Raw genomic sequence first — 25,481 nt, 5'->3', positions numbered from 1 at the left:
AATTTTTCTTTCAAAGCCAGTAATAGGGCTCGGTCAGTGGAATCCGAAAAATTTGTTAGGCCGGACTTAAGTAGAACGGGGGCACAGTGCGAAGGCCTTGTTAGACGGAAATGCATTGTGCACAAGTGTCTAACTATCAATTGATAACAAAATAACGTCAATGGTAGCTGTAGCGAAGCGGAAAGCTACGGTGTAAATTTATTTCAGGGTCTTTCCTGCTAAAAAGATGCTGGAATGAATTCAGCATGACGAATTGGTCTAGTCAATGGCGTTGAAAAAATAGGATTTCTAAATAATTATCAATTGCAGTTTAATATAATAAAAATATAGTCGGCTTTTTATGAAGGTCTATCTCCTCTTTGCGCCAGTTGTAAACACTTTGTGTTTTAATAAATTCATCTGCTGCGGTAAGGTTACTGGCTACGCAAACCTGCGTGTTCGGTTTACAACTTTTCAGTACCTCTTCAAAAAGCTGGTTATTGCGGAAAGGTGTTTCGATAAAAATCTGAGTTTGTTTATAACGGCTGGCCGATAAATCCAGGTCTTTAATACGCTTTGTTCGTTGTTCTTTATCAATCGGTAAATAGCCCCAAAAAGCAAAACTTTGTCCATTAAAACCTGAAGCCATTAAAGCCAGTAAAATAGAGCTGGGCCCTACCAAGGGCACTACCTTTATACCGCGTTTATGCGCTTCGGCAACAATATCTGCTCCAGGATCGGCAATACCAGGGCAACCTGCTTCGCTCATCAAGCCAACGTCTTTTCCGGCAGTAAGTTCAACAAAAAACTGCCCTAAATCTGTTCGGTTGTGTTTACCATAATCGTGTACAATTAAATCTTTCTGTGGTATTTTTAAACCCGCCTCTTTTAAAAAACGACGTGCAGTTTTACTGTTCTCTACAATGTAGGTTTCAATCTGGTTAATGGTGTTAACCAGGTAAGGGGTAAATGTTTTATGTGCTACCTCTTCAGCCAATGGTACGGGAATAAGGTATAGGGTGCCTTTTTGCATGCTACAAAAATACGCACAATAAATAGAATTTAAGTTCTAAAGCTTGTGCAACTGGCAATATAATCTCTTTTGTAAGCAAAGGTGTAGCAAATTTTATTTTTAACTGACTTCTTTTCTGCACAATTAAACTCCGCGTAAAACGTTAAATATTAGTTAAATATACCTTGGATGGCAATATTTGAAAAGAAAACATAAAAACTATGCTTGCATATTAAACCTTTGGCATTTTTGGTTCTCTAATTGATACACACACATTAGGTTATTAAAATAAACACACAAATGAAAACACTGAAATCTACGGCACTTGTGCTGGGGCTATTTTCGCTCCTTGCCGGAACCACAACCCTTGTCAGGGCACAAGACTACCAAAACGATTACCAGTCTGATGGTTACAGTACCGGCAACATTTCTCTACAGACTTTTTACGACGAGCTCTCGCCCTATGGTACGTGGATACAAGATCCGCAATACGGCTATGTTTGGCGCCCCGATGTAGATCAAAGTGAATTCCGCCCGTATTATACTAACGGACGCTGGGCCATGACTGAGTATGGTAATACCTGGGTTTCCAATTACGACTGGGGCTGGGCACCTTTTCACTATGGCCGTTGGGTAATTAACAGTTACCGCCAGTGGATCTGGTTACCTGATACCAATTGGGGCCCAGCCTGGGTAGATTGGAGAAGTGGCGATGGTTATTACGGATGGGCACCTATGGCGCCAAGCATTAACATTAACCTGAGCTTTGGGCGCCGTTATGTGGTGCCTGCTTTCTGCTGGAACTTTATCCCTCAGCGAAATATTTATATCAATACTTTCCCAAGATATGATTACGGCCGTAATAATGTGTATATACGCAATACCACCATCATCAATAATACTTATGTATATAACAGAAGAACTTATTATGGGGGGCCAAGGGTTGAAGATATCAGGCGCGCAACCAACAGGGATGTGACTGTATACCGTTATGCCGAAAGTTCCAGACCTGGTGCTAGCCGGATAGGTGGCAGGGAGGTAGCGATTTACAGACCAAGGCCTGAACGTAATGCAGTAGTAGACAACCGTAATGCTGCGCCAAGGAGATTTGAGCAAGGCAATGCTGGCATTAGCAGAGGCGGAAGAAACGAAGGTTATACCAACCGTGATCAAAGAGGAAATACCCCAGGCAGTAATGACAACCGCTTTGGGTCAAGAGATAATCGAAATGTAGGCCGGGATAATAACAATCAGCCAGATAATAGGGCTGAGGCTTATAACAGAGATGCAAACGGACGTATTAGCCGTGGCGGTGCTAATGGTATTGATAATGGAAACAGACAAGATAATGCAAATCGTGGTCAGGACCAACAACGTTGGGATCAGATGAGGCAACAACGTAATCAAGACCGCATGGGCATAGATCAACAACGTGGTCAACGTGATATGCAACCGCAGAGAGGTCAGGATGATCAACGTGTGCAAATGGATCAGCAAAGGGCACAACGTAATGAGCAGATGCAACAGCAACGTGCACAACAGGCCCAGCAGCAGCAACAGGAAAGAGCGCAACGCGATGCACAGATGCAACAGCAACGTAATGAGCAAATGCAACAGCAACGTGCGCAACAAGCCCAGCAGCAACAACAGGAAAGAGCGCAGCGAGATGCACAAATTCAGCAACAGCGTAATGAACAAATGCAACAGCAGCGGGCTCAACAAGCTCAGCAACAACAGCAAGAAAGGGCTCAACGAGATGCACAAATGCAGCAGCAACGTAATCAGCAAATGCAACAGCGACAAGAACAAAGAAGGATGGAGGCTCCACAACAACGAGGTGGCGGCGGTGAACGAGGTGGTGAAGGTGGAAGACCATCAAGAGGTGGCAGAGGATAAAATGGAAAGTCCCGATGAAAATCGGGACTTTTTTATGCGGTAATTCTAATAAAGTTAACGTCATTTCGAGTGAAGTGCAACGAAGTGAACCACGTAGTGCTCAGCGAAGCTAAATCTATTAAGATAGATCTCTCCCCGCCTGTACGGGCAGGCCTGTCCGCACAGGCGGGCATTCCACTGCGTTCCAGTCGAGATGACGATCTTCATTTTATTACTGCTCTGCCGCTATGCGCAAATTACTTAAATCATTTCCTCTAAAGGTGCTTTCAGCATTAGGGTGCAGGTTTTCGGGATCCAGCAAGAAAGTGGTTATCCCGAGTTCCAGGCCAAATTTAATTTCCGATTCGGCATCATCGCCTATAATTAAAATATCATCTTTGTTAAGTTGATGCTGGTCGATCAGCATTTCAAATGTTTCTTTCTTATTGGAGATCGAAACATCTACCACACGTACTTCTTCAAAATCATCGGCAATGCCTAACATTTTTACCTTTGATCGCTGTTGTTTTGGGAAACCCGCCGTTACAATAAATTTTCTGCCGGTTAAGTTTTTGATATAATGGTAATCATCGCTTGGTTTTAACGGATGGGTTACAGATCTGTTTTGGAGGTAGGAAATCACTTCTGGCATCACATCCTCATTGAAATGATATTTTTTAGCTACTTTCAGAAAAGGAGTCCTCAACATTTCCTTTTTGGCTAACTGAAAATCTTCCCGACTGATTCCTAAATCCAACTTTTCTAAAAAGCGATATAATTCCCCCATCAACTGTTCTTCGTTCTGCCTGGTAAAATAAATGGTATTGTCTAAGTCTATAAAAAATATTCGCTTCATTATGGATGGGTTTTTGTAAGATGAAAAAAATAAAAACACCTGTGGGTTAAATATGTTTAATAAGTAAATCACTAAAACCATGAAAAAAGAAACAAAAATCATAGTAGGCGTATTAGCCGGAGCAGCATTAGGTGCAACCATCGCATTAGCATTGTCATCAGATTCAACCAGCGATCTGAAAAATAAAGTATCAGATTTCTTTGCTGATCTTTTAGACGCTTCAAAAGATAAATTAGCCGGTTTGGCAGATAAAGCCACAAGTGTTGCCGACAAGGTTAAAGATAAAGTTGCAGAAATAAACGCATAACAAATTGAAAGTGCCGGAAATATCCGGCACTTTTAGCTATATATTTTCTCTAACCAATATTTTGATGAACATTGCTTTTCATGGTGCTGCCCGTACGGTTACGGGAAGTAAGCACCTTATTACCTTAAAAAACGGCACCCAGATTTTATTAGATTGCGGCTTGTTCCAGGGGATGGGCCGTGTTACCGATAAACTAAATGATTATTTTGGTTTTAATCCAAAAAACGTCACGTATCTCATTTTATCACATGCACATATAGATCATTGTGGTTTGCTGCCTAAACTCGTAGCTGAAGGATTTGAAGGAGCAATTTATTGTACCGCAGCCACCATGGATCTCGCCCGTATTTTAATGATGGATTCTGCAAAAATCCAGATGCAGGATGCTGAATATGCTAACCGCAATCTGCGTGAAGGCGAAGAAATGGAAGAAGCGCTTTATACAGAGGAAGACGTGACCAAAACTGTTGGCCAAATGAAAATTGTGGAGTATGAGGAGGATTTTGAGATTGAAGAGGGAATTCGTTTGAAATTTACCGATGCAGGTCACATTTTAGGTAGTGCTGCTGTTCATCTTACCATTACAGAAGAGGGGGAATCTACACGAATTACATTTTCTGGCGATGTTGGCCGTTATGGCGATCTGTTATTAAAAAGTCCGCAACAATTTGATCAGGCTGATTATATCCTGATGGAATCAACCTATGGCGATTCGCTGCATAAAGACCTTGATCCGATCGAAGATATGCTTTTGGAGGTCATTAATAATACCTGTAACCGCAAAAAAGGAAAGGTAATTATTCCTGCTTTTGCCGTTGGCCGTACACAGGAACTCCTTTATGCTTTAAATGGCTTAGAGCTGAAAGGTAAATTGCCTGATGTTCCCTATTATGTAGATAGTCCTTTGTCATCCAAAGCAACCGAAATTCTCAGGAACCATCCCGAAGTATACAATAATGGGGTTAAAGAAATCCTAAAGGTAGATCATGATATTTTTGGTTTTAAAGGTTTACGTTTTATCGAAAGTGTAGAAGAATCAATTGCCTTAAATGATGATCCGAGGCCCTGTGTAATTATTTCCGCATCAGGCATGGCAGAGGCAGGCCGGGTAAAACATCATATCAGGAATAATATCAGTAACCAGAAAAATACCATTTTAATGGTGGGTTATTGTGAGCCGAACTCGCTTGGTGGAAAATTGATCGCAGGAAACAAAGTTGTTGAAATTTTTCGAGATGAATATGAAGTTAAAGCCGAAGTACAATCTATAAAATCAATGAGTGCACATGGCGATTATGAAGATTTATTACATTTTTTATCAGGCCAGGATCCAGCGAAGGTAAAACAGTTGTTTCTGATCCATGGAGAGTACGAAGTACAACAAAATTTTGCTACGAAATTAAAAGACCGGGGTTTCAAACATGTAGCCATACCCGAATACCATCAGGTGTATGAGTTGGAATAAAGTTGATCTGAAAATTGTTGGTCTGGATTTAACGTCCGGACCTTTTTTTAATCTGTTTCTGCCGGGATTGTAAATCCTTGGCGCTTAGAACGGATTTTAAATCCCGACCAACATGAATTTTAAATCCCGACCAAAGTTATGTCTATTGCCTTCGCATAAAATTTACCTTTCCATCTCCCATCTTACCCTTTCCGTCATTCATTTATACATCTTCCATTTTCTATATCTTTGCGTTATGGATGTTTTTGGAAAAGCGCTAACAGATATTTACAGAACGGGCGAGGCAGATACGCTCTGGTTGCACAATTCTTACGGAGAACCAGAAGAAATGCCGCTGGAATTTTTCTTTCGTGATGATGAAGATATGCCGGTTTTAGAGCTTCAGGCTTTGCATATGTGTACTGGCAAGGTATTGGATATCGGTGCTGGTGTGGGCAGTCATGCATTACTGCTACAAGCCTTTAATATCGATGTTACCGCTATTGATATTTCGGAAGCCGCGGTGAATATTATGAAAGACCGTGGAGTAAAAAAAGCATTCGTACAGGATATTTTTAATTATCAGGAGAAATTCGATACCATCATCATGCTGATGAACGGTATCGGTTTGACAGGAACTCTGCCCGGTTTCCGGAATTTTCTGATTAAGTTAAAAGACCTGATCAACACCGGTGGACAGGTTATTTTCGATTCATCTGATATTGCTTACTTATATGAAGATCTACCCAAACCGCAAAATCAGTACTATGGTGAGGTATCTTACCAATATGAATATAAAGGAGAAAAAGGCAATTGGTTTAACTGGATTTATATCGATGAAGAAACCATTAAACAGATTGCGAAAGAAACAGGATGGGATGCTGAACTGATTTTTGATGATGGTGAAGACCAGTATCTGGTGAAACTAACCTTAAAGGGTTAACTTTTTTTATTTCCACGGTCTGTACTGTACTGATAAGAACTTATGCCTATAGCGGTCTGTAGGGACACAGACCGCGGAGGGTGTAAAATTTAGTGGAGGTCATTATAGTTAATAATTTTTACAGCTGGGTTTTTAGCCAAAATTTCCTCCATCCATTTCCGGTGCGATGCACCAACGCCGACTACAACCCTTTTTGCTTTTTGCGCTTTTGCCTGCTCAATAATATTTTTACACATGCCTTCGTTTCTCAAGGTCCATTGTGCAATCATTTCCTTTACTGTTTCAGTTGGGAAACCGGCATATCCGTAAAAGTGAGATCCACCATAAAAGTTCCAGGCTTCATCTAAAATGCCATATTTTACCGTATTCATGCCTGCATAGGGGTCAGCATTAAATACCTTTGCTTCATCCTTATCATAAGACCAGTATTTTTCTATGGCTTTAACAGTAGCGGCTTCCTGAGAGGTGCTATCAGTTTTAGCTTTGTCTGTCAGAATTTTGTATAAGGAATCTGTCTTATGCCAGGCTTCACTCCAGGGCCTGTCATAGGTCTGGCAATCCATATTATAAATCCGATCTTGTTTCAATTGGTAAATAAGGGGAAAATAAATTTTGCTGTATTCGCTACCTGGTCTGTAAAAACCTATCTTTTTCAATGAATCTGTACCGCCAAACATCTTATTATAGGTGGCTAATTCTTCTTTGCCAAAACTCTGTTTCATATAATTCTCTAGCACAAAGATTTGATAATCAGTATTGCCTCTATCCCAGTTTTTAGCATAGTTAACGGCTAAATTCATTCTCGTTTTATGATAGTACGCAAATTTTGCAAGTGCTTTCAGATCTCTTTTAATTTCTACACCAATATTTTTTGGAGATTCCGGATTTAATTTTTCCAGATAGGCATGATTTTTTTTAAACAATTCTTTTGCCCAATTACTTTCCTCAAGTTTAGCATAATCGTCCTTAGGCAGGTATTCTCCAAAAACCATATCTGGCTTAAAGTTTTTAAGTTTATCAATGACAGACTGAAAATTTATAGTCGATTTAGAATTGTCGTGGGCAGAGCCCACGATAACAATTTCGATTTTATTCTGGGCATTCAATTTAATGGTAAATGCCACAAGCAGTGATAATGCAAGAATAAATTTTTGTAAGGTTCTCATAACTTTGTTTCGTTTTTGTTTGATTCAAAGATGAGTATGCAGGCCTCAATGTTAAATTTAATTATCCCAACTGTTTGTTATATTATCCCAATCGGCGAAAAGGAGATTAGGAAACTGAGGATGCAGACTAAAGTGTTTGCATAGCGGTTTATGGTTTTCGTCCTAAAAAACGTAGTTATTCCATCAGTTTTCGATTAAAACCAACAATTAGTTTAAACAGATCTTTGTATTTGGTAAGCGGCAAGGTTTCCGGTTTGTCATATATATCGTGATAGGCAGTTGGGCCGCCCTGAGTGTAAATGAAGAATGCAGGAACACCTTTTTCGGTAAAAAAATAATGATCACTATTGGCTGCTTTGCCCCTCGGATTGATTTTGGAAATATAATGATGTTCATTATTAATTTCATTAAGCTGCGCGAAGGCTTTTGGGTATACAGAAGCATTCACCACTGTCATTCCGGCTTCACCTGTTCCAACCAGATCGAGGTTGAGGAGGAATTTAATTTTACTTAAAGGAACCAATGGATTTTCTACAAAATATGCTGATCCTAATAATCCTGCTTCTTCGGCTGCAAAACAGATAAAACCAATGGAGTAGGGCTGGGGATTGGCGGCATAATATTTGGCTAAACTTAACAGGGTAGCCACCCCAGCTGCATTATCATTTGCACCCGGGAAATAGGTATCGGCACCCATACCACCCAAATGATCGTAATGTGCGGTAATAATTAACAATGAATCAGGATATGTAGTTCCTTTAACCCAACCACAAATATTGGCTGCCTGAAAATTGGGGATAAACTCGTTTTCAATATCAGCACTGATTTCTTTTGGGATGGCCGTAAAGCTCTTTTTATTAAGCTGTATGGTGGTTAAGTCTCCAATTTCGGTTGCTACAGACCAGGTAAGTTTATCTTTTAGTGAAATAATTAATGAAGACGTAGCCTGATAATTAAGACTATCAATTTGTTTTAACCTGGCTTTTTGTTTAATGCCCGGACTTTCGTTATTGATTATGAAATCTTTACCGGGAACGAGTTTTTTGCCGTTGATGGTTACCATCATTTTCCCTGGGAAAGTGTTCACAGGAAAATTAAAGGTCTGTTTATATGCTGTACCCATTGGCAATAAGCCGATTTTTTGATAGGCATCAGTAAGATAACTTGCCGCCTTTTTCATCCCATGTTTGGTATAACCTCTTCCCCAGAATGCTTTCGAAGCAAGGGTATTCATGATTTCCCTGGTATATGTGGAATCTTGCGCAAAACTGTTGAGCGTACAAAACAAGAGGATGAAGAAACCAAATTTTTTCATGCCGGAATTTACAAAAATAAAACCTGGAAAGGGTGATCGTCACCCTAAATTAATTCGGTTGTCTTACTGTATTGAATGAATTCAACATCATAGTGATTGATGATTGTCGTTGGTTTGGATTTGTAATCCGGACAGAGATAAATTATTTACGTGGATTATAAATCCAGGATCCATAAAGTCGAGATTACAATCTCGACTAACATCTAAATATGAAGAAACCGAATCTTTTCATGCCGGAATTTAGTAAATAAAACCGGGGAAGGCTGATCGTCACCCTGAATTTATTTCAGGGTCTTACCGGACGAAACGAATTCAGTGTCATATGGATTAATGAGGTTGCGGCAATTTTTACGCAGCTGCGGTATTTTTCTTCTTTTTCTTTTTGCCCCACCAAATGATAAATCCGGTGATAGGTAGACTTGCAGCAATCAAACTGGCAAAAAATGCCATTATTTTTCCGGGAAGTCCTAAAATAGCACCCACATGAATGTCATAATTCATGCCGATAACTGCCTCACCTGCATTTTTATCGCTTTGGTTTTTACGGGCAAGCAATTTTCCGGTATACTGATCAAATACCAGAACATCGAAATTCCAAAACGTTTCTTCGCCTCTATAACCCGTTGCATAAATGCTTGCTGAACCTCCTTCGGCTGGCGACATCCCGATGCGTTCGGCATTTTTGAACACCCTTTGCGCGGTTTCGAAGGCCACATCAAAAGGAATGGCTTTAATGGCCTGGGTCGAATCTGATTTGGCTATTATGGCTTTTGGGGGGCTGGTACTTCCCGATGCCACCACATATACGGTGGCCTGAAACCATTTGAAAGCCCATACCAAACCGGTCAGTGCCAGCATCAGGCAAATAATCATTACATAAAAGCCAAGTACGTTGTGCATATCATAGTTGATGCGTTTAAATTTGGCTTTCCATTTAATTTTGAAACTTTTATCGAAGTTTGATTTTTTAAGGTTTTTAGGCCACCACATCACGATACCCGAGATCAAAAGAAAAACAAAAATAAGGGTGCTCCAACCGATAATCTGTTGTCCGATGGGATGATTGATCAGAAAACTCCAGTGCAACATTTTAATGATGCTGAAGAATTCGTATTTATAATCGGAAACCCACATAACCTTGCCGGTGTAGGGGTTGATGCGTACGATATCATAATAATCTATCGCGTCGAAATACCAGAAAGCTTTAGGATTACCAGGCTTGTAAGTGCCAAACTCCCAGGCGCGGTTGGCCCGGGTGTAGCTCGATATGAAAGTTATCTTCTTTTTTTCGCCCAAAGCTTTTTCGGCTATCGCCTTTAGCGTACTTAAAGGAATTGTTTTTTTATTGGCCGGTACCTCAACAAAAAGCTCTTTTCTATGGATAAACTCGGTAATTTCTTTCTGAAAGGCAAAAATACAGCCGGTAATGCCCAAATGAAAAACCACAATACCGGATATTATACCCAACCACAAGTGCAGCCAGTCACTGATTCTTCTGATCCGCGATTTCTTTGTTTTTTTCTGTATAGGTTTTGTTGTCGACATCAGGCTTTATTTAATAAAAGAACCAATTGGCGGGTTCGGCTGTCAATTGGTTGAAAGGTTTTGAACTGTCCGGTTATTTAACTTCGGTAGTATAGGTTACCAAATGCCAGGTTTTTTCGTAATCCTGTCCGTTTAGTTTGCCGGGTGTTTTATCTTCGGTAAAGGCCTCAAGAAAGTAATTTCCTTTCGCAACAGGTTTAAAGATAAATTTGCCCTGTACATCGGTTTTGGCGGGTTGGCCTTTCTTATCCGGACCCACAACCGTTAATTTCTGGTTTGCAAAAGGTTTTTTATGATAAATCACCTCATGAACAGCCAGGTCGCCAACTTTTAAACCGTGTTTAGCAGGCCTGATGGTTAAAGCGGCTTCCGACGGAAAAGCGTTGTTAATTTTTGATGTACCAACAGTAACATCGGCAAAGGCGTAGTATTCTATTTTTGCTTTTTCATAAACGGCAGCTACTTCGTGTACAATAGAAATCTTATAATGGCCTTCCTGGTCTGGTACAAAGCTCGCTTTATAAAAAAGTACATCGGGCAAAGCCGTTAGCACTTTAGTGGTGCCGTCAGGCGCCGTTAAAACCAGTTTAAAATCTTTCAGGTTACTAAACCACTTCGCCACAGAATCAGTTTCATTGCTTTCATATTCCCCAAAGAATACTTTTACTTCCTGTTGCTGTCCTTTTTTGCCAGTTGAGGCGGTTTCTATCCATAAGGCATGAGCAAATACATTCGAGATACTAAAGGCAATGAATAATGCCAGTAATGAGATTTTGGTTTTCATGTTTCCGGGTTTTGAAAACAGGAGCAGCTGATCTGATCCAGATGCTCCTGCTTATTTTATTAAAATTTATAAGTTACGCTACCGGTAAAGGTTCTCAAATCCTGGGGATTCATGGTACTATAACCAGTCCAGTATTTCTGATTGGTAAAGTTGTCAACTTTTGCTCCGATCCTGAACCTTGGATGATCGTAAAATACGGATGCATTAAAAACCTCGTAAGCAGGTAAGATAAATACGCCCTGGCTTACACTGTTTACAATTTTGTTATCGCTGGCATAATTACCACCGGCCCCAAAACCAACACCCTTTAACGAACCTGCAGCAAATTTGTAACTGATCCATAAGTTTGCCGAATACGGAGAAGCTGAATAGGCATCACGTCTTCCTTCAACATCCGGAGATGCATTTTCTAAGCGGTTATCGTTATAAGCAAAACCAGCAATAATGTTTAAACCATTTAAAGGATTCGCTATAACTTCAGCTTCAATACCTTTGCTGATTTTGTTGCCATCCTGGATCTGTGCATTTGGATTAGCGGGATCGCCATTATAACCCCTCACAATATCTTTCACTTTGATATAATAATAAGATACCGATCCGGTTAATTTACCATTAAACAGATTACTTTTAACACCGCCTTCTATCTGATTGGCTTGCTCTGGCTTAAATGCTTCGCCTTTATAATCTATACCGTTAAGATTGTTAAATCCATTTTGATAATTGGCAAACAATGATAACTGATCTTTAATAGGCTGAAATACCAAACCAAATTTCGGAGAGAAAACGGTCTGTTTATAAGCCCCTTTTGGCGCCGAGCCTGCACGGTCAGAATTACCTTTATTGTCAAAACGGTCTACCCTAATGGCCGCCAAAGCAATTAACCTGTCGGTTAGGTTAATCACATCAGAAGCACAGGCACTATAAGTGTTCGATTTAAAATTAATGGGATATTTGGAATAGGTATTTGCTGCATAAATGGTTGCCAGATTGAACTCTGTGAAATTATTATAATTGCTGCCAGTACCGTTTTTATTGGTCAAATCGAAACTATCGATTCCATAAAACAATTGATCGGAGTTTTGACGTAAATAATCAAGGCCCAATACCACTCTGTTTTTTATTGAACCCAGGTTAAAAGTGCCGTTAAAATTTTGTTGAATTTCGTAGTTGTAAAGTTTACTGTTATCAGTTGATTGATCTGCCCTTGAAATGAGGTCGGCGCTTGGTGCAGCAGTTGGGTTGCCTAATGGCGGATAGTTGTTTGGAACTAAGAACAGGTAAGTTCCGCGGCCATTAGAAAAACTATAGCTGGATGAAAAGCTGGTATGTGATGACCAGTTGTCGTTAAATTTATAATTTGCCTGTCCAAAGAAAGTGGTGCTGTTATATTTTTGTTTCATCACGTCACCTGTAAACGATTTGTCGTAAGGTATACCAGCCTGATCAGCCCGATCAAAACCAAGGTCTTTTACCGGAAAATAGAAGAAAACAAACGGTTTTAAGGTGTTACTACCATTTGCGATTTCAGCATCAAAAGTAAAATCCAGCTTATCGTTTACTTTATAGGCCAAGCTTGGTGCCACAAAGAAACCCCTATCAAATACATTTTGCTGAAAAGAGCCTTTATAGTTATAAGATGCGTTGATACGGGCATAAATATGGTTAGTTTTATCAACAGGGAAATTAAAATCGGTACTTAGCCTGTTTAAATCATAACTACCTGCCGAATAAGTTACTTCACCGCCCAAACCTTCGAAAGGTTTTTTAGTGATGCGGTTAATTAAACCTCCATAAGAAGTTAGGGTGCTGCCAAATAAAGTGGCTGACGGGCCTTTAATTACTTCAACACTTTCTATATTGGCTGCATCATTACGGCTGGTTACATTACCTGCAATTCCGTTTCTTAATTTCGATTGTACAATAAAGCCTCTTGATGCATAATATGCACCACCATCGCCGCCACGTCCGGTTGATTCCCACATTTTTTGAATACCAACTGCGTTACGGGTAGCATCATCAACCGAAAATAATAATTGATCATTAAATGTTTCTTTGGTAATCGTGGTATAAACCTGAGGATTTTCCAGATTGCTGATCGGCATTTTAGCTACGTAATCGCTTTTTTGAGCGCTATATTTATTGGCTTTGCCTTTATTGATATTCACTTCATTGAGTTGATTTGAGTTCTGGCTGATCACGAAATCAACTGTTTTGTTTTCTCCTGCAGTAATGGTAACTGATTTTTCTATGCTCTGGATGCCAACGCCTGATACGCGTAAGATATACGAACCGGGTTTAACTCTTTGTATTTCGAAGATACCTTTATCATTGGTCATATTTCCAATGCCTTTCCCTTTCAAACCTACAGTAATATAAGCTGCAGGTTTCCCATCAGAAGTGGTAACCGTACCCCTGATCGTTACAGGTTGCTGAGCAAAGCACAGTATATTGATAAAAATAAATAGTAAGGTAAAACTGTAAAATTTGATCTTTAACATTTTGATATTTATTTGGATTAAATCTAAACAGTCGCAAAATAACATCAGAAAATTATATAATCCAAATTATTTTGAATTATTCTAAATTGGATAAGTCCATAAGTATTCAGTTGCTTTTTGCAGCAAAAAAGAATGGATGTACTAAAAGATTAGTTTATCGTTTTAGCGGATTCCATTGAGACATTTTTTATATCTCAGTTGTCAAAATCTGATTGCTAATTAATTAGCGAAATGTATTCTGGAAAAGGATTAAAATAAGACTTATTTTATTGTAAATAGCCATTAACGGCACATAGAGGCAGATTATTGATCGTAAAAGTGTGATGCGCTAACAGTAAATGTTAATTAATGTTAAATTTTTATGTTAAAATATGGTTTTATTTAGCTAAAAAGTTGTTAACCACCAGGTAAAAATGTTGATACTTTTAAAATATTAATAAACTAAACTAACTAGACATCAATGGAAAAAACTTCTACAAAACATTGCTATGTAAAAATTTTAAAAGCAACATTGTTTTTTCTACTTATCCCTTGGCTGGCCTTCGCCCAGAAAACCATTAAGGGAACAGTTGTAGATCAGGACAAAAAACCAATCCCCGGCGTTTCGATTATTGAAAAGGGTACCAAAAATGGTACGGCCACCAATGCTGAGGGAAAATTCTCCCTAACTGTTCAAAAAGAGGGTGCAATTGTTACCGCCAGAATTGTAGGCTATCGCTCGGTAGAGAAAGCGGTTTCGGCCAATGGTACATTAAATTTCTCTTTGGAAGAGGATAATAATACACTCAGTGAAGTGGTTACTATCGGTTATCAGAAAATTACCAGAAAGAAAACGACGGCAGCAATTTCCAGTATTTCCGGTAAAGAACTGGCCAATTTACCTGCAGCAAGTTTTGATCAGTTGTTACAGGGGCGTTTATCTGGTGTAAACGTTCAAAACTTTACTGGCCAGCCAGGTGTGGCACCAACAGTATCTGTAAGGGGTAACTCAACAGGTAGTACAGGTTATGATCAGTTTAATGTCATTAGATCGCCACTTTATGTAGTAGATGGTGTTCCTCAATCATCTGATGATCTTGTGCCACCAGGAACAGGTACAGGAACCAACTACATGGCCGGCCTTAATCCGAGTGATATCGAATCTATTGATGTATTAAAAGATGCTTCAGCAGCGGCCATTTATGGTTCACGAGCTGCTAACGGCGTGATTTTAATTACAACGAAAAAAGGTACAGGTGGCGATACAAGAGTAAGCTTTAACTCTTATTACGGTATGGTGCAACGCCCTAACTTAAGGCAGGCAACCATGGGTACTACCGAGCGTAGACAAAAAATGGAGGTACTTCAAAGACAGCTGAGTTACGATCAGCGGGTACAACTGCCTTACATCCTTACCGACAGCTTAAATCCGGCATTCAATGGCCATACCGATTGGCAGGATTTATTTTATCAGACAGGTAAAATCAATGATAATAACCTCAGTATCAGTGGTGGTACTGATAATGGAACGGTTTATCGTTTCAGCGGAGGTTATTATGACGAAGATGGTATTGTAAAAGGAACAGGCTTTAAACGTTATACCACACGCTTAAACCTTACCTCAAGGGCGATGAATAAAAAATTAATGATCAACCCCATATTTTATTATTCAAGTTCTAGCAGAGGTAGAGGTAATGAAGATCCAAACGATCCATCTAAGCCTACAAAAGTTGGTTCAGGGAATCTGCCCTCTTCGTTATTTAATATATCTCCCGAAAAACTGGATTATTTTGTAAGTAAAGATGGTGAAAATTTAAATAGAAATGTGTCGAACCAGTTTGGAGCTAACCTCAACCTGGCTTATGAATTTAATAAACATTTTACCTTAAATTCTCAATCTTCCTATACTAATGATAATACGCGCAGGGATGTGAGCATGAGCAATTTGTTAAACAATGGTTTTGGCAACAGCTCTTCCAGTTTCTCTTCTAGCGCTATAGGCTTAAGAACATCAAACTATCTGGCTTATAATGGTTCCATTAAAAAACATTCTTTTAGTGCAGTAGCGGGTCAGGATATCGAGTATAGTTTGTTTCAATCTACCCAGGCATCTGGCTATGGAGGTGCTTCAGACAATATTCAAACGGTTACAGGGTTTAAACAACAGAATATTTTTGCCTATTCAAATTACATTGCCCATGGCCTAATCGCATATTACGGCCGCTTCAATTATGACTATGATAGCAAGTATCTTTTATCGGGAACAATCAGAACGGACGGTTCATCTGGTTTTGGTGAAAATAACAAATATGGCGTATTCCCTTCCATTTCAGCAGGATGGCTTCTTTCAGAAGAGAACTTTATGAAAAACCTATCTAATAATCCTTTTACACTCATAAAAATAAGAGGAAGTTATGGCGTGACAGGAAATGAGGATAAAAGAAATGCTTATGTGCAATATAATACCTATCAGGTTAACAATGGTTATTTTAGTGGGAATTCTGGAGCAACCTCATATAATGGTGTAACCGCAATTACACCTAACTTCAGAAATGGTGTGGCACAAAAAGACTTAAGCTGGGAGAAATCGATCCAATGGAATATTGGTACCGATCTGGAAATCGATAATGGTAGATATGCCATTTCATTCGATGTGTATAACAAAGAAGTAAGAGAAAAACTTTTTAATGTTGATTTGCCGGTTACATCAGGCTATGACAATGCCTTTACCAATGCATTTGCCGTTCGTAATTCAGGTTTGGAGTTGGTTCTAACTGCTAATCCAATCCGTAAGGAATTTAAGTGGAATAGCTCTTTTAATATCTCTTACAATAAAAATCAGGTCATGAGTCTGCCGAATGGTGGCCGTGATATTATTTTGAGCGGAGATCGTTTTGATAAAAACCACGTGCTTTCTGTAGGTAGTCCACTAAATGCTTTTTATTTATACCGTACAAAAGGCGTATTTTCTACTTCAGCAGATATTCCCCAGAATCCTTACACTGGAGAAAGATATCGAAATAGTAATGGAACATTTAGTGCAGGTGATTTTTATCTGGCAGATTTGGATGGAGATTATTTTATAGATATTTTTAATGATGGTATCAATCCGGATAAGGCTCCAATTGGTGATCCTAACCCACGTTTTACCGGTGGCTGGACTAATAACTTTTCTTACAAAAACTTTAGCTTAAGTGTTTTTGTAAACTTTACACTTAAACGTGATGTACTCAACCTATTTGATTCAGATCGTTTTACGAACTCAACTGATGCTAATGCCGTATATAATTTTGCCAGTGTTTCTTCACCGGATCTAAGTCGCCTGAACATCTGGAGAAACCCTGGAGATCAAGCCGAATATGCAAAACTCGATTTGGGATCCTATCGATATTATTATACAGCTGCACAATCTTTTTTCCTAGAAAAAGGTGGTTATGCAAGGATCAGAAGTATCAATTTTAGTTATGATTTTAGTCCTAAAGCCGTAAGAAAATTAGGCTTAAGTCAGCTGAAATTATACGCCGTTGTTGATAACGTATATATGTTCCAGCAATCAAAAAAATTACCAGATGCAGAAGCTGTTAACGGATATGGAGAATATAATGGAACGGGATATCCTATTCCAAGAAAATATACTCTAGGTGTACAAGTTCAATTTTAATATCGTCAATAAATGAAAAATATAATCACAAAAATCGGTGTTCTTATCGCTTTGGGCATAGCAGTTACCGTAAGTTCCTGTAAAAAATTGTTATATGAAGAACCTAAAGACGCACCTTATGAGCAAACCTTCTGGCAATCGTCCAAGGATGTAAGAAGTGCCATCGCTGGTAATTATGCCATGATGCGTAGTGCGATTACCAACAAAAACAATCGTTATTTTATGTATGGTGATGCGATTGCCAAAAACTATTTTACCATCCAATATTCCGGAGACGGTTTAGAAGGAATTCAGGGTGGAGATTTTACCTTTCAATACAATCTGAATACGCTGGCAAATTATACTTTATATTATAAAAGCATTGCCATGTCTAATCTGATTTTGAAGAAAGTTAATGCGATGAGCGATACACAATTGTCTGGCGAAGACGATCCTACACAATTCCGGAATTCAGTAATTGGCCAGGCCTATTTTCTTCGCGCATTAAGTTACTTTATGATGGTAAGGGTATGGGGCGATGTACCGCTGGTTACAGAAGCCTACGACGATCCAATCAATGCACCTCAATTGCCAAGAAGTTCAAAATCGGAGGTGATGAAATTGATTGAAAATGATTGTAAAAAAGCCATTAATCTGTTAAGCTGGAATTATACCAATACCGGCGACGCCAAAGTTACGGCAAATAAAGGCTCAGTATATGCCCTTTTAGCACATTTGTATCTTTGGAGAGCAACGATGTTGGATGTTTCAGTGGATGCACCAAATTTGACTGACGTGAATAGTGCTGATACGACCATAAATACCCTAATTGCCAAAGGAGGATATGCTTTAACCGATACTGCCAATTATAAAAATACCTTCATTGGTCGTTCTTCTGAGGGAATATTTGAAATCAACATTAGCGAGAATACATTGGAAGGTTCCAATAGTTCTATAGGTTCTTATTTTTTAAATGAGAATTATATCAAAGGTTACGGAAACAACCCACGTTTTTATACCACGCTTTTATATCTTAATAATCATTTCGAAACAACTACTGATATCCGTTATAAAAAGGGCTTTGACCTTGCCAACCCAGATAAACCAATGAGTGTAAAGTACAGTAATGTAACGTATAGAAATCCTGGGCAAAAATTAGACCCTTACCTGAGCAATAACATTATCATTTTCAGACTGGGTGATTTGAAACTACTTAAGGCGGAGATTGCACTTTACAAAAAAGATGCAGCAACAGCCATCAGTATTATTAATGATTTCAGGAAAAGAAATGACCCAGATCCGGTATTGATTCCTTCTGGAAGCTCCGTAGATCAGGTAATGGATGAATATGCTTATGAGCGTGGGAAAGAAATGTACCTGGAAGGGCATTTGTTTTATGATTTGCTTAGAACCAGAAGATACGGCCTTATCGTAGATTGGCTTACGGAAAGCAGGTTTAGAAGAGAAGGGTTTTATTGGCCTGTAGACCCTGCGTTGTTTAGAAACAATCCGTTATTGAAACAAACACCATATTGGTTGGGTAAAGTATAAGTTGTTTTTATTAAGAGATTAAAAATATGAAAAATAATATATTAGTATATCTTTCATTATTATTACTGGCGCTAACGGCTTGTAAAAAAAATGATTATAAAAGGGATGGCGGCCCTAGTGATCCCAATGTGAATTTAAGTACTTACGATTACTTAAAGTCTAACCGCAATTTCGATTCCTTAGTGAAAGTGATAGACCGGGCTGGCTTAAAGGATGTAGTAAATGGTAATGTAACCCTTTTTGCAACTACAAATTATGGCATAGCGGAGTATGTAAAAGCCAAGAAATATCAGAAATCTCTCCAACTTGGGAAGGAAAATTTTGATTTTGGGATCAAAGATATTCCATCACAGGAGCTGAACGATTCATTAAAGACTTATTTATTTGCGGGCAAGATCAACAGAGACCAGATGACCGTTAGCGGTAAGCTTTATAACAGTTTATTGGGGGCTATTCCAAATGTTCAGTACCTGATCAAATTGAGACGTTCTTATGAATATACACAGTATCTTAATTATGTGGATTATGTAACGTATACCAAAGTAATCGGAACCCGTGATGATCAGGAGACGGATCAAAGTACCATTCCCGATTCACAGAAAGACAAGGCTGTGGATTGCCAAACATCTGGAATCGTCACAACCAATGGTGTAGTTCATGTATTAAGTGGATACCACAGGTTGTTTTTTAATGCACAATCGTTGGGCAATTAATTTAATCACAATTATGAAAATAAAATACATTTTAGGATTATTACTCTTGTTAAGTGTAGTGGCCTGTAAAAAAATACAGAATGGTTTTCTAAGTGATGCCATTCGATATAAAGACAATAACATTTATGCAAAAAGAGGTTTACCTCTTTTTCAATCAGATAGAATCAATGCGGATGGTTCTACACCGCCTTTTACCTATAAATTACTGAATTTGAGAAAAGAAGACGGTTCTCCTGCACCTGCAGAATTTTCGAAGGAATATGAAATTACTGTCTTTAAAACCGGTGCCAATTTTGATCCGGAAACAGACGTAACGCTTGACTTGCTGAATAAGAAAAGGGAGGTAGTTAAAAAGAAGCCAATGGAGTTTAATGAATTAAGCGGACAGCTTACCTTTAACAGAGCGTCCGGTTTCTTGCCATTGGGAAGATATGTATATGATGTAGAAATGACTAATGGTACTGGTACAAAGATATTCCCTAAACTCGCGACAATTAATGTGGTGGAGCCCACAATAGATGACCTGTTTGAGATTACTGATAATGTAGCTAACGGCTTTAATGATGTTACAGGTGCAGTAACGCCAATGAAAAACCCAATCATTACCTGTACAAAAATTTCACCTTTAGGTGCAAGAGCGATACTGAAAATGGTGGATAAAAACGGAAATGTCTTTAATCCTAAAGCAAAAGAAATAATACAAAGGGGTGACCGTCCGGTTTTTGAAAATTATGCTAAATTCAACCCGGTTATTCAAACTGATACCGCTATGATTTGCGATTTTGAGCTAGCACCGTTCCCTTTAACAAAATATGTTACACCAACTACCGACTGGGGTTTCCTAATGTATTACAGAATACCGAGTACCTTTATAAAATCAATAGATGGATTTCCAACATCACCAGGTTTCTCTGTAAACCCAAGATGGTCTTGGAGACTTAAATTAGAAGGTACTTATGTCATTCAGGTAAAATTTACTGATGTAACCAGAAAATAAAAAATAGCAGCTGTGGAATAAATCTGGAAGTCATTCTGAGCCTGTTGAAGGATCTAGCATATACTTTCTTAATCAAGATACAGTGATAATTTTTACTACAACTTAAAAGGCAATTTTCATATCGAAAATTGCCTTTTTTATGAACTGGTAACGCAGATTTTCCTATTTGATCATTATAACCTGCAAACTCAATGCACGTTCTGTATCATTTGAAGGTGTTGTCAAACCACCACAAATAATATCATAGTGATAACCTGCTGTAAAGCTGGTACTCTCCGAAGTAGCTTTAATAGCTCCAGACGAAGTTTCTTTCGCGTCTAGTGTATAAGTTCCTGCATCTACCGCAATGAAGGCACTTGCAGTTTTAAAGGCTTTATTGGTCACTAACGAAGCAGTAGCGCTGGTTTTGGCCAGGTCTAGTGCTGGGGCATCAGGCGATAAGTTGATAAAACGGATGTAGGCTTTATCTGTTGATGGGATAGCTAGATCGTCACTAATGGTATAAACATCTAATGCACCAGGTTTATTAATTAAATAAGTAGAGTAATAGGTACTTGCATTCAAGGTGATATTTTTGGTTAATAAGCTCTCTGCACTGCTGGCTGTTGTAAATTTTAAACTGTAAGTGCCAGCGGCATATGAAAGATAGCTAACAGCACCTCCAAATGGTAAAGCTGCCGGATTAACCATATTGCCATTAAAGTAAGCGTTATAAGTTGCCAAAGACGGTGACGCGTTAATCACCCTTAAATAAGATATGGTAGGATCGACGGTCTCGGTTTTTTTACATGAAGTTAGCGTTGTAAAAGCAATCAGCACAACTAAAACGATTGGTTTGAAATGAAAAAGTTTAAAATTATTCATACGGTTAAAATTTGATTTAATAATTACGGAGTACCCATAAAACGATCATTCAGCAGTATTCGCTACAGGTTGGTAAATATTGCATTTAAACCCTATCTGGAGATGTTAAATGATGTTAAGCATTGTTAAAGATTTGTGTCTATTTTAACAAAAATTGAGCTGGTCATCAAAACGGTCACCTGAAGACGTTGAGAACAGAATTTTTTGTAGCTGTATAAGTGTTTGTTTCAGTCAAAATAATCCAATAAAATAGAAAGCTTAACATAAAAAAAATACAATATTATTGCGTAACTCGATTTTTATTTAAACCTTTGCACCTCAATAGAGTTAAAGCCGTTTTAATACGCAAGAAATGATTAAACCAATTTTACATAAACTTTCAGTTTCTACCGCACACGCCGTGTCGGGAAGAGGTTTGTTTATTAATCATTTTCAATCCGTATTTTTTTATCCCACAAGCCGGCAAAATTTCACTCCACGTATTTAGTACTCAAACTAAACATCACGAGGAATTGATCCTCTCTAAAAACCCAATTAACAAGAATACTTATAATTTTTCGTTAGAAAACGAATGGATATTAACGAATTTATAGTGCAGGTCGCACTTCCTGAACATCGTGTATTTGCAGAAGAAATTGTAACCGAGATGGCTGAATCTGCGAAAGCACGTGGTACAGGTATCGCAAAGCGTTCTCCAGAATACATCTCTAACAAGATGCAGGAGGGCAAATCGGTTATTGCTTTCCACAACGATGGCTCATGGGCAGGATTTTGCTATATCGAAACCTGGAGTCACGGACAATTTGTAGCCAACAGTGGCTTGGTCGTAAGTCCGAAATACCGTAAGGCCGGATTGGCTAAAGCCATTAAAAATGAAATTTTCGGCCTGTCAAGAAGGTTGTATCCAAAGGCAAAAATATTTGGTTTAACAACAGGTTTGGCCGTGATGAAAATAAACTCAGACCTGGGCTACGAACCTGTAACCTACAGCGAACTTACCCAGGATGAAGAATTTTGGAAAGGCTGCCAGAGCTGCGTAAACTTCGAAATTTTAAAAATGAAGGAACGTAAAAACTGCATGTGCACCGCCATGCTCTACGATCCCGCTGAAAAAAAACACGAAGTAGCCAAGCAGTTTGCCGAAGAACTGCAGAAAAAACCCAAATTATACGAGCGCTTTATGCGCATCAAACAACGTTTGGTTGTTAAACAAAAGCCGAAAACCGGCTTAAAAGCCCTTTTATTTTTATTTACCCTTTTATTTAAATAGCATGAAAAAAGTTGTTTTAGCATTTAGCGGAGGCTTAGATACCTCATTTTGTTGTATTTATCTGGCGAAAGACCGTGGATTGGAAGTTCACTCGGTGATTGTAAATACCGGTGGTTTTTCTGATGAGGAGTTACAGGAAATTGAGAAAAGAGCTTATGCTTTGGGGGTAAAATCGCATGCGGTGGTAGATGAAACAGAAGGCTATTATGATGATTGTATTAAATACCTGATTTTTGGCAACGTATTAAAAAATGCAACTTATCCACTTTCGGTGAGTGCAGAAAGGGTAAGTCAGGCCACGGCAATTGCCAACTATGTAAAGAAAATTGGTGCTGATTATGTAGCACATGGCAGTACAGGCGCAGGTAACGACCAGGTTCGTTTCGATATGATTTTTAATATCCTTATTCCAGATGTTGAAATCATTACGCCAATCCGTGATCTTAAATTATCGCGCGAAGCAGAAATTGAATATTTAGCTGGTCATGGTGTTGAATATAGTGCCGAAAAAGCGAGATATTCGATCAATAAAGGTCTATGGGGTACGTCTGTGGGCGGTAAAGAAACGTTAACTTCCAATGAAACCTTACCAGAAAGTGCATGGCCAACCCAGGTTTCAGAAAGCGGATCTCGTAAAATTGAACTGACGTTTGAGAAAGGTGAACTGGTAGCGCTTGATGGTGAAAAATTAGCGCCGGTAAAAGCCATCCAGAAATTGCAGGCCATAGCGCAACCTTTCGGCATTGGTAGAGATATCCATGTGGGCGATACCATTATTGGTATTAAAGGCCGCGTGGGTTTCGAGGCTGCGGGTCCGGTAATTATTATCAAAGCACACCACACTTTAGAAAAACATACGTTAACCAAATGGCAGTTAAGCTGGAAAGAACAACTGTCTTCTTTCTATGGCAACTGGTTGCATGAAGGTCAGTTCCATGATCCCATTATGCGGAATATTGAAGCATTCTTAGCCGATACGCAGAAATTTGTGAGCGGAAAGGTGTTTGTAGAGTTATTGCCCTACCGCTTCCAGATCATCGGTATCGAATCTGACCACGATTTGATGAGCAATAAATTTGGTAGCTACGGCGAAATGAATAACGCCTGGAGCGGTGAAGATGTAAAAGGTTTCTCTAAAATCTTCGGTAACCAGGTAATGATCTGGCATAAAGTAAATCATGAGGCATAGCCTCGAGGTTTAAGGTTTAGGGTGAAAAGGCGTAAGGTTGCCTAATCCCTACACTTTAAACCCTATATCCTAAACCTTAAAAAAAATGATTAAAGCAGGAATTATTGGTGGTGCAGGTTACACTGGCGGAGAAATGTTGCGCATCCTGGTTAACCACCCAAATGTTGAAATTGCTTTCGTAAATAGCACCAGCAATTCCGGAAATCTGATTTCGGATGTGCATACGGATTTAATTGGTGATACCGATTTAAGATTTACGGATAGTGTAGATTTCGATAAGCTTTTTGAATGCTCGCCAACCGGGGGAGATTTAGAGGGAGCTGTACTTTTTCTTTGTGTTGGCCATGGCGATGCAAAGAAATTTTTAGCTGCTAATCCTATTAACGATAACATTAAAATTATTGATTTATCGCAGGATTTCAGGCTGGCTCAAAATGCGAAACTCTTAAACCGTACTTTCGTTTATGGTCTTCCCGAACTAAACCGCGATAAAATTAAATCGGCAGGCAATATTGCTAATCCGGGATGTTTTGCAACCTGTATCCAATTGGGTTTATTGCCATTAGCGGCAAAGGGATTGATCCAGAATGACGTTCATATCAATGCCACAACAGGATCTACGGGCGCAGGACAGAGTTTAGCTACCACTTCTCATTTTAGCTGGAGAAACAATAACCTCTCTATTTATAAAGCATTTGAACACCAGCATCTGAATGAAATCGGCGAGAGCCTTCGTCAGGCTGGTTCCCTTTTAGGAGCGGCGGGGTTAAATTTTATCCCGCAACGCGGTGATTTTACCCGGGGTATTTTAGCCGCAATGTACCTGGAAAGTGATTTAACCTTAGAGGAAGCTCAAACTATTTACGAAGATTATTACAGCGATCACCCTTTTACCCATGTAAGCCGGCGAAATATTGATTTAAAACAGGTGGTAAATACCAATAAAGCGCTGGTGCATGTAGAAAAACATGGAAATAAATTATTTATCATCAGCATCATTGACAACCTGTTAAAAGGTGCCAGCGGACAAGCGGTTCAGAATATGAACCTGATGTTTGGACTAAAGGAAGATGCCGGCCTGAAGCTTAAAGCAGCAAATTTCTAATTAAGGTAAAGGGTTTAAGGTTTAAGGCATAAGGTAAAAGCATGAGAGATTATAAAAAACTTGATGTTTGGAAAAAAGCACATGAGTTGAATATGTTCATCAAAAAGAATTTTGCGACTCAATTTCCAAAAGAAGAGCGATTTGAATTAACCTCACAACTTACCCGAGCTTCATTATCTATACCCTTGAATATTGTTGAAGGATGTGGAAGATTTACAGATAAAGATTTTGCACATTTTCTTGATAATGCTTTAGGTTCTGCCAATGAGATAGATTATTGTTGTTTATGTGCTTCAGAATTAAAGTATATAAGTGAAGATGATTATCTGAAAGTGAGTCAATTAATTAACGAAGTTAGGGCAATGCTAATTTCATTTTTAAAATTTTTGAGAAGTGGAGGGAAAAAACCTTAAACCCTATACCTCAAACCCTATACCTCAAACCTTATA

General features: G+C 38.8%; 20 protein-coding genes. 12 read left to right on the top strand and 8 right to left on the bottom strand.

What is annotated here, in order from left to right:
* Positions 1-310 precede the first annotated feature (310 nt).
* On the bottom strand, positions 311-1,012 hold the full coding sequence (locus QZ738_RS00490; RefSeq protein WP_293782887.1) for an SAM-dependent methyltransferase: 702 nt from the start codon (positions 1,010-1,012) through the stop codon (positions 311-313).
* A 279-nt stretch (positions 1,013-1,291) separates the two neighbouring features.
* Here QZ738_RS00490 and QZ738_RS00485 point away from each other — a divergent pair, with 279 nt between their 5' ends.
* On the top strand, positions 1,292-2,887 hold the full coding sequence (locus QZ738_RS00485; RefSeq protein ID WP_293782884.1) for a DUF6600 domain-containing protein: 1,596 nt from the start codon (positions 1,292-1,294) through the stop codon (positions 2,885-2,887).
* Between the two features lie 211 nt (positions 2,888-3,098).
* Here QZ738_RS00485 and QZ738_RS00480 read toward each other — a convergent pair whose 3' ends face one another.
* Positions 3,099-3,722: an HAD family hydrolase gene (locus QZ738_RS00480; RefSeq protein ID WP_293782881.1), complete on the bottom strand. Its 624-nt coding sequence runs from the start codon at positions 3,720-3,722 to the stop codon at positions 3,099-3,101.
* Positions 3,723-3,801: 79 nt separating this feature from the next.
* Between QZ738_RS00480 and QZ738_RS00475 the strand changes: the two genes are divergently transcribed.
* From QZ738_RS00475 to QZ738_RS00465, 3 genes are all read left to right on the top strand, one after another.
* Entirely contained in the window at positions 3,802-4,029 is a 228-nt protein-coding gene (locus tag QZ738_RS00475; RefSeq protein ID WP_293782878.1) for a YtxH domain-containing protein, read from the top strand.
* Positions 4,030-4,093: 64 nt separating this feature from the next.
* Positions 4,094-5,494, top strand: coding sequence for an MBL fold metallo-hydrolase RNA specificity domain-containing protein (locus tag QZ738_RS00470; RefSeq protein WP_293782875.1), 1,401 nt, complete (start codon positions 4,094-4,096; stop codon positions 5,492-5,494).
* A 235-nt stretch (positions 5,495-5,729) separates the two neighbouring features.
* Positions 5,730-6,416: a methyltransferase domain-containing protein gene (locus tag QZ738_RS00465; RefSeq protein WP_293782872.1), complete on the top strand. Its 687-nt coding sequence runs from the start codon at positions 5,730-5,732 to the stop codon at positions 6,414-6,416.
* Positions 6,417-6,505: 89 nt separating this feature from the next.
* Here QZ738_RS00465 and QZ738_RS00460 read toward each other — a convergent pair whose 3' ends face one another.
* The 5 genes from QZ738_RS00460 to QZ738_RS00440 form a co-directional block, all read right to left on the bottom strand.
* Positions 6,506-7,582 (bottom strand): DUF5694 domain-containing protein, encoded by a 1,077-nt coding sequence (locus QZ738_RS00460; RefSeq protein ID WP_293782869.1) that lies wholly within the window; start codon positions 7,580-7,582, stop codon positions 6,506-6,508.
* Positions 7,583-7,757: 175 nt separating this feature from the next.
* On the bottom strand, positions 7,758-8,897 hold the full coding sequence (locus QZ738_RS00455; RefSeq protein ID WP_293782866.1) for a M28 family peptidase: 1,140 nt from the start codon (positions 8,895-8,897) through the stop codon (positions 7,758-7,760).
* Positions 8,898-9,245: 348 nt separating this feature from the next.
* On the bottom strand, positions 9,246-10,442 hold the full coding sequence (locus QZ738_RS00450; RefSeq protein WP_293782863.1) for a PepSY domain-containing protein: 1,197 nt from the start codon (positions 10,440-10,442) through the stop codon (positions 9,246-9,248).
* Positions 10,443-10,515: 73 nt separating this feature from the next.
* Entirely contained in the window at positions 10,516-11,226 is a 711-nt protein-coding gene (locus QZ738_RS00445; protein WP_293782860.1) for a DUF4198 domain-containing protein, read from the bottom strand.
* Between the two features lie 59 nt (positions 11,227-11,285).
* A complete protein-coding gene (locus QZ738_RS00440; protein ID WP_293782857.1) occupies positions 11,286-13,724 on the bottom strand; it encodes a TonB-dependent receptor in 2,439 nt (812 codons plus the stop codon).
* Between the two features lie 460 nt (positions 13,725-14,184).
* Here QZ738_RS00440 and QZ738_RS00435 point away from each other — a divergent pair, with 460 nt between their 5' ends.
* The 4 genes from QZ738_RS00435 to QZ738_RS00420 are packed head-to-tail and all read left to right on the top strand — an operon-like array spanning position 14,185 to position 20,604.
* The gene (locus QZ738_RS00435) at positions 14,185-17,364 is read left to right on the top strand and encodes a SusC/RagA family TonB-linked outer membrane protein (protein ID WP_293782854.1); all 3,180 of its coding nucleotides are present in this window, start codon (positions 14,185-14,187) and stop codon (positions 17,362-17,364) included.
* A gap of 12 nt (positions 17,365-17,376) precedes the next feature.
* Complete coding sequence (locus QZ738_RS00430; RefSeq protein WP_293782851.1) at positions 17,377-18,894, top strand: RagB/SusD family nutrient uptake outer membrane protein; 1,518 nt, start codon at positions 17,377-17,379, stop codon at positions 18,892-18,894.
* 26 nt (positions 18,895-18,920) lie between these two features.
* The gene (locus tag QZ738_RS00425; RefSeq protein ID WP_293782849.1) at positions 18,921-19,607 is read left to right on the top strand and encodes a hypothetical protein; all 687 of its coding nucleotides are present in this window, start codon (positions 18,921-18,923) and stop codon (positions 19,605-19,607) included.
* A 13-nt stretch (positions 19,608-19,620) separates the two neighbouring features.
* The gene (locus QZ738_RS00420) at positions 19,621-20,604 is read left to right on the top strand and encodes a DUF5007 domain-containing protein (RefSeq protein ID WP_293782846.1); all 984 of its coding nucleotides are present in this window, start codon (positions 19,621-19,623) and stop codon (positions 20,602-20,604) included.
* Between the two features lie 162 nt (positions 20,605-20,766).
* Here the strand turns inward: QZ738_RS00420 and QZ738_RS00415 are convergent, their stop codons facing one another.
* The gene (locus QZ738_RS00415) at positions 20,767-21,468 is read right to left on the bottom strand and encodes a DUF4397 domain-containing protein (protein ID WP_293782843.1); all 702 of its coding nucleotides are present in this window, start codon (positions 21,466-21,468) and stop codon (positions 20,767-20,769) included.
* 571 nt (positions 21,469-22,039) lie between these two features.
* On the opposite strand from QZ738_RS00415, the gene QZ738_RS00410 reads away from it, so the two are divergent.
* The 4 genes from QZ738_RS00410 (at position 22,040) to QZ738_RS00395 (ending at position 25,445) form a co-directional block, all read left to right on the top strand.
* Positions 22,040-22,738 carry a GNAT family N-acetyltransferase gene (locus tag QZ738_RS00410; RefSeq protein WP_293782840.1) on the top strand — a complete coding sequence of 233 codons (699 nt, stop codon included), beginning with the start codon at positions 22,040-22,042 and terminating at the stop codon, positions 22,736-22,738.
* 1 nt (position 22,739) lies between these two features.
* A complete protein-coding gene (argG, locus tag QZ738_RS00405) occupies positions 22,740-23,927 on the top strand; it encodes an argininosuccinate synthase (RefSeq protein WP_293782836.1) in 1,188 nt (395 codons plus the stop codon).
* A gap of 85 nt (positions 23,928-24,012) precedes the next feature.
* Positions 24,013-25,032 carry an N-acetyl-gamma-glutamyl-phosphate reductase gene (argC, locus tag QZ738_RS00400; RefSeq protein ID WP_293782833.1) on the top strand — a complete coding sequence of 340 codons (1,020 nt, stop codon included), beginning with the start codon at positions 24,013-24,015 and terminating at the stop codon, positions 25,030-25,032.
* 41 nt (positions 25,033-25,073) lie between these two features.
* Entirely contained in the window at positions 25,074-25,445 is a 372-nt protein-coding gene (locus tag QZ738_RS00395; protein WP_293782831.1) for a four helix bundle protein, read from the top strand.
* Positions 25,446-25,481 lie beyond the last annotated feature (36 nt).

The sequence above is a fragment of the uncultured Pedobacter sp. genome, assembly GCF_913776295.1.
Lineage (GTDB): Bacteria > Bacteroidota > Bacteroidia > Sphingobacteriales > Sphingobacteriaceae > Pedobacter.
The sequence above is the reverse complement of the archived record's forward strand: the minus strand, read 5'-3'. Positions and strand labels throughout refer to the sequence as shown.

What these genes read in the sequence shown, in the direction of transcription:
- QZ738_RS00455 (WP_293782866.1), bottom strand. Translation starts at nt 8,897, where the DNA reads ATGAAAAAATTTGGTTTCTTCATCCTCTTGTTTTGTACGCTCAACAGT.
- argG (WP_293782836.1), top strand. Translation starts at nt 22,740, where the DNA reads ATGAAAAAAGTTGTTTTAGCATTTAGCGGAGGCTTAGATACCTCATTT.
- QZ738_RS00460 (WP_293782869.1), bottom strand. Translation starts at nt 7,582, where the DNA reads ATGAGAACCTTACAAAAATTTATTCTTGCATTATCACTGCTTGTGGCA.
- QZ738_RS00465 (WP_293782872.1), top strand. Translation starts at nt 5,730, where the DNA reads ATGGATGTTTTTGGAAAAGCGCTAACAGATATTTACAGAACGGGCGAG.
- QZ738_RS00435 (WP_293782854.1), top strand. Translation starts at nt 14,185, where the DNA reads ATGGAAAAAACTTCTACAAAACATTGCTATGTAAAAATTTTAAAAGCA.
- QZ738_RS00445 (WP_293782860.1), bottom strand. Translation starts at nt 11,226, where the DNA reads ATGAAAACCAAAATCTCATTACTGGCATTATTCATTGCCTTTAGTATC.
- argC (WP_293782833.1), top strand. Translation starts at nt 24,013, where the DNA reads ATGATTAAAGCAGGAATTATTGGTGGTGCAGGTTACACTGGCGGAGAA.
- QZ738_RS00430 (WP_293782851.1), top strand. Translation starts at nt 17,377, where the DNA reads ATGAAAAATATAATCACAAAAATCGGTGTTCTTATCGCTTTGGGCATA.
- QZ738_RS00415 (WP_293782843.1), bottom strand. Translation starts at nt 21,468, where the DNA reads ATGAATAATTTTAAACTTTTTCATTTCAAACCAATCGTTTTAGTTGTG.
- QZ738_RS00425 (WP_293782849.1), top strand. Translation starts at nt 18,921, where the DNA reads ATGAAAAATAATATATTAGTATATCTTTCATTATTATTACTGGCGCTA.
- QZ738_RS00410 (WP_293782840.1), top strand. Translation starts at nt 22,040, where the DNA reads ATGGATATTAACGAATTTATAGTGCAGGTCGCACTTCCTGAACATCGT.
- QZ738_RS00450 (WP_293782863.1), bottom strand. Translation starts at nt 10,442, where the DNA reads ATGTCGACAACAAAACCTATACAGAAAAAAACAAAGAAATCGCGGATC.
- QZ738_RS00470 (WP_293782875.1), top strand. Translation starts at nt 4,094, where the DNA reads ATGAACATTGCTTTTCATGGTGCTGCCCGTACGGTTACGGGAAGTAAG.
- QZ738_RS00420 (WP_293782846.1), top strand. Translation starts at nt 19,621, where the DNA reads ATGAAAATAAAATACATTTTAGGATTATTACTCTTGTTAAGTGTAGTG.
- QZ738_RS00395 (WP_293782831.1), top strand. Translation starts at nt 25,074, where the DNA reads ATGAGAGATTATAAAAAACTTGATGTTTGGAAAAAAGCACATGAGTTG.
- QZ738_RS00480 (WP_293782881.1), bottom strand. Translation starts at nt 3,722, where the DNA reads ATGAAGCGAATATTTTTTATAGACTTAGACAATACCATTTATTTTACC.
- QZ738_RS00440 (WP_293782857.1), bottom strand. Translation starts at nt 13,724, where the DNA reads ATGTTAAAGATCAAATTTTACAGTTTTACCTTACTATTTATTTTTATC.
- QZ738_RS00490 (WP_293782887.1), bottom strand. Translation starts at nt 1,012, where the DNA reads ATGCAAAAAGGCACCCTATACCTTATTCCCGTACCATTGGCTGAAGAG.
- QZ738_RS00475 (WP_293782878.1), top strand. Translation starts at nt 3,802, where the DNA reads ATGAAAAAAGAAACAAAAATCATAGTAGGCGTATTAGCCGGAGCAGCA.
- QZ738_RS00485 (WP_293782884.1), top strand. Translation starts at nt 1,292, where the DNA reads ATGAAAACACTGAAATCTACGGCACTTGTGCTGGGGCTATTTTCGCTC.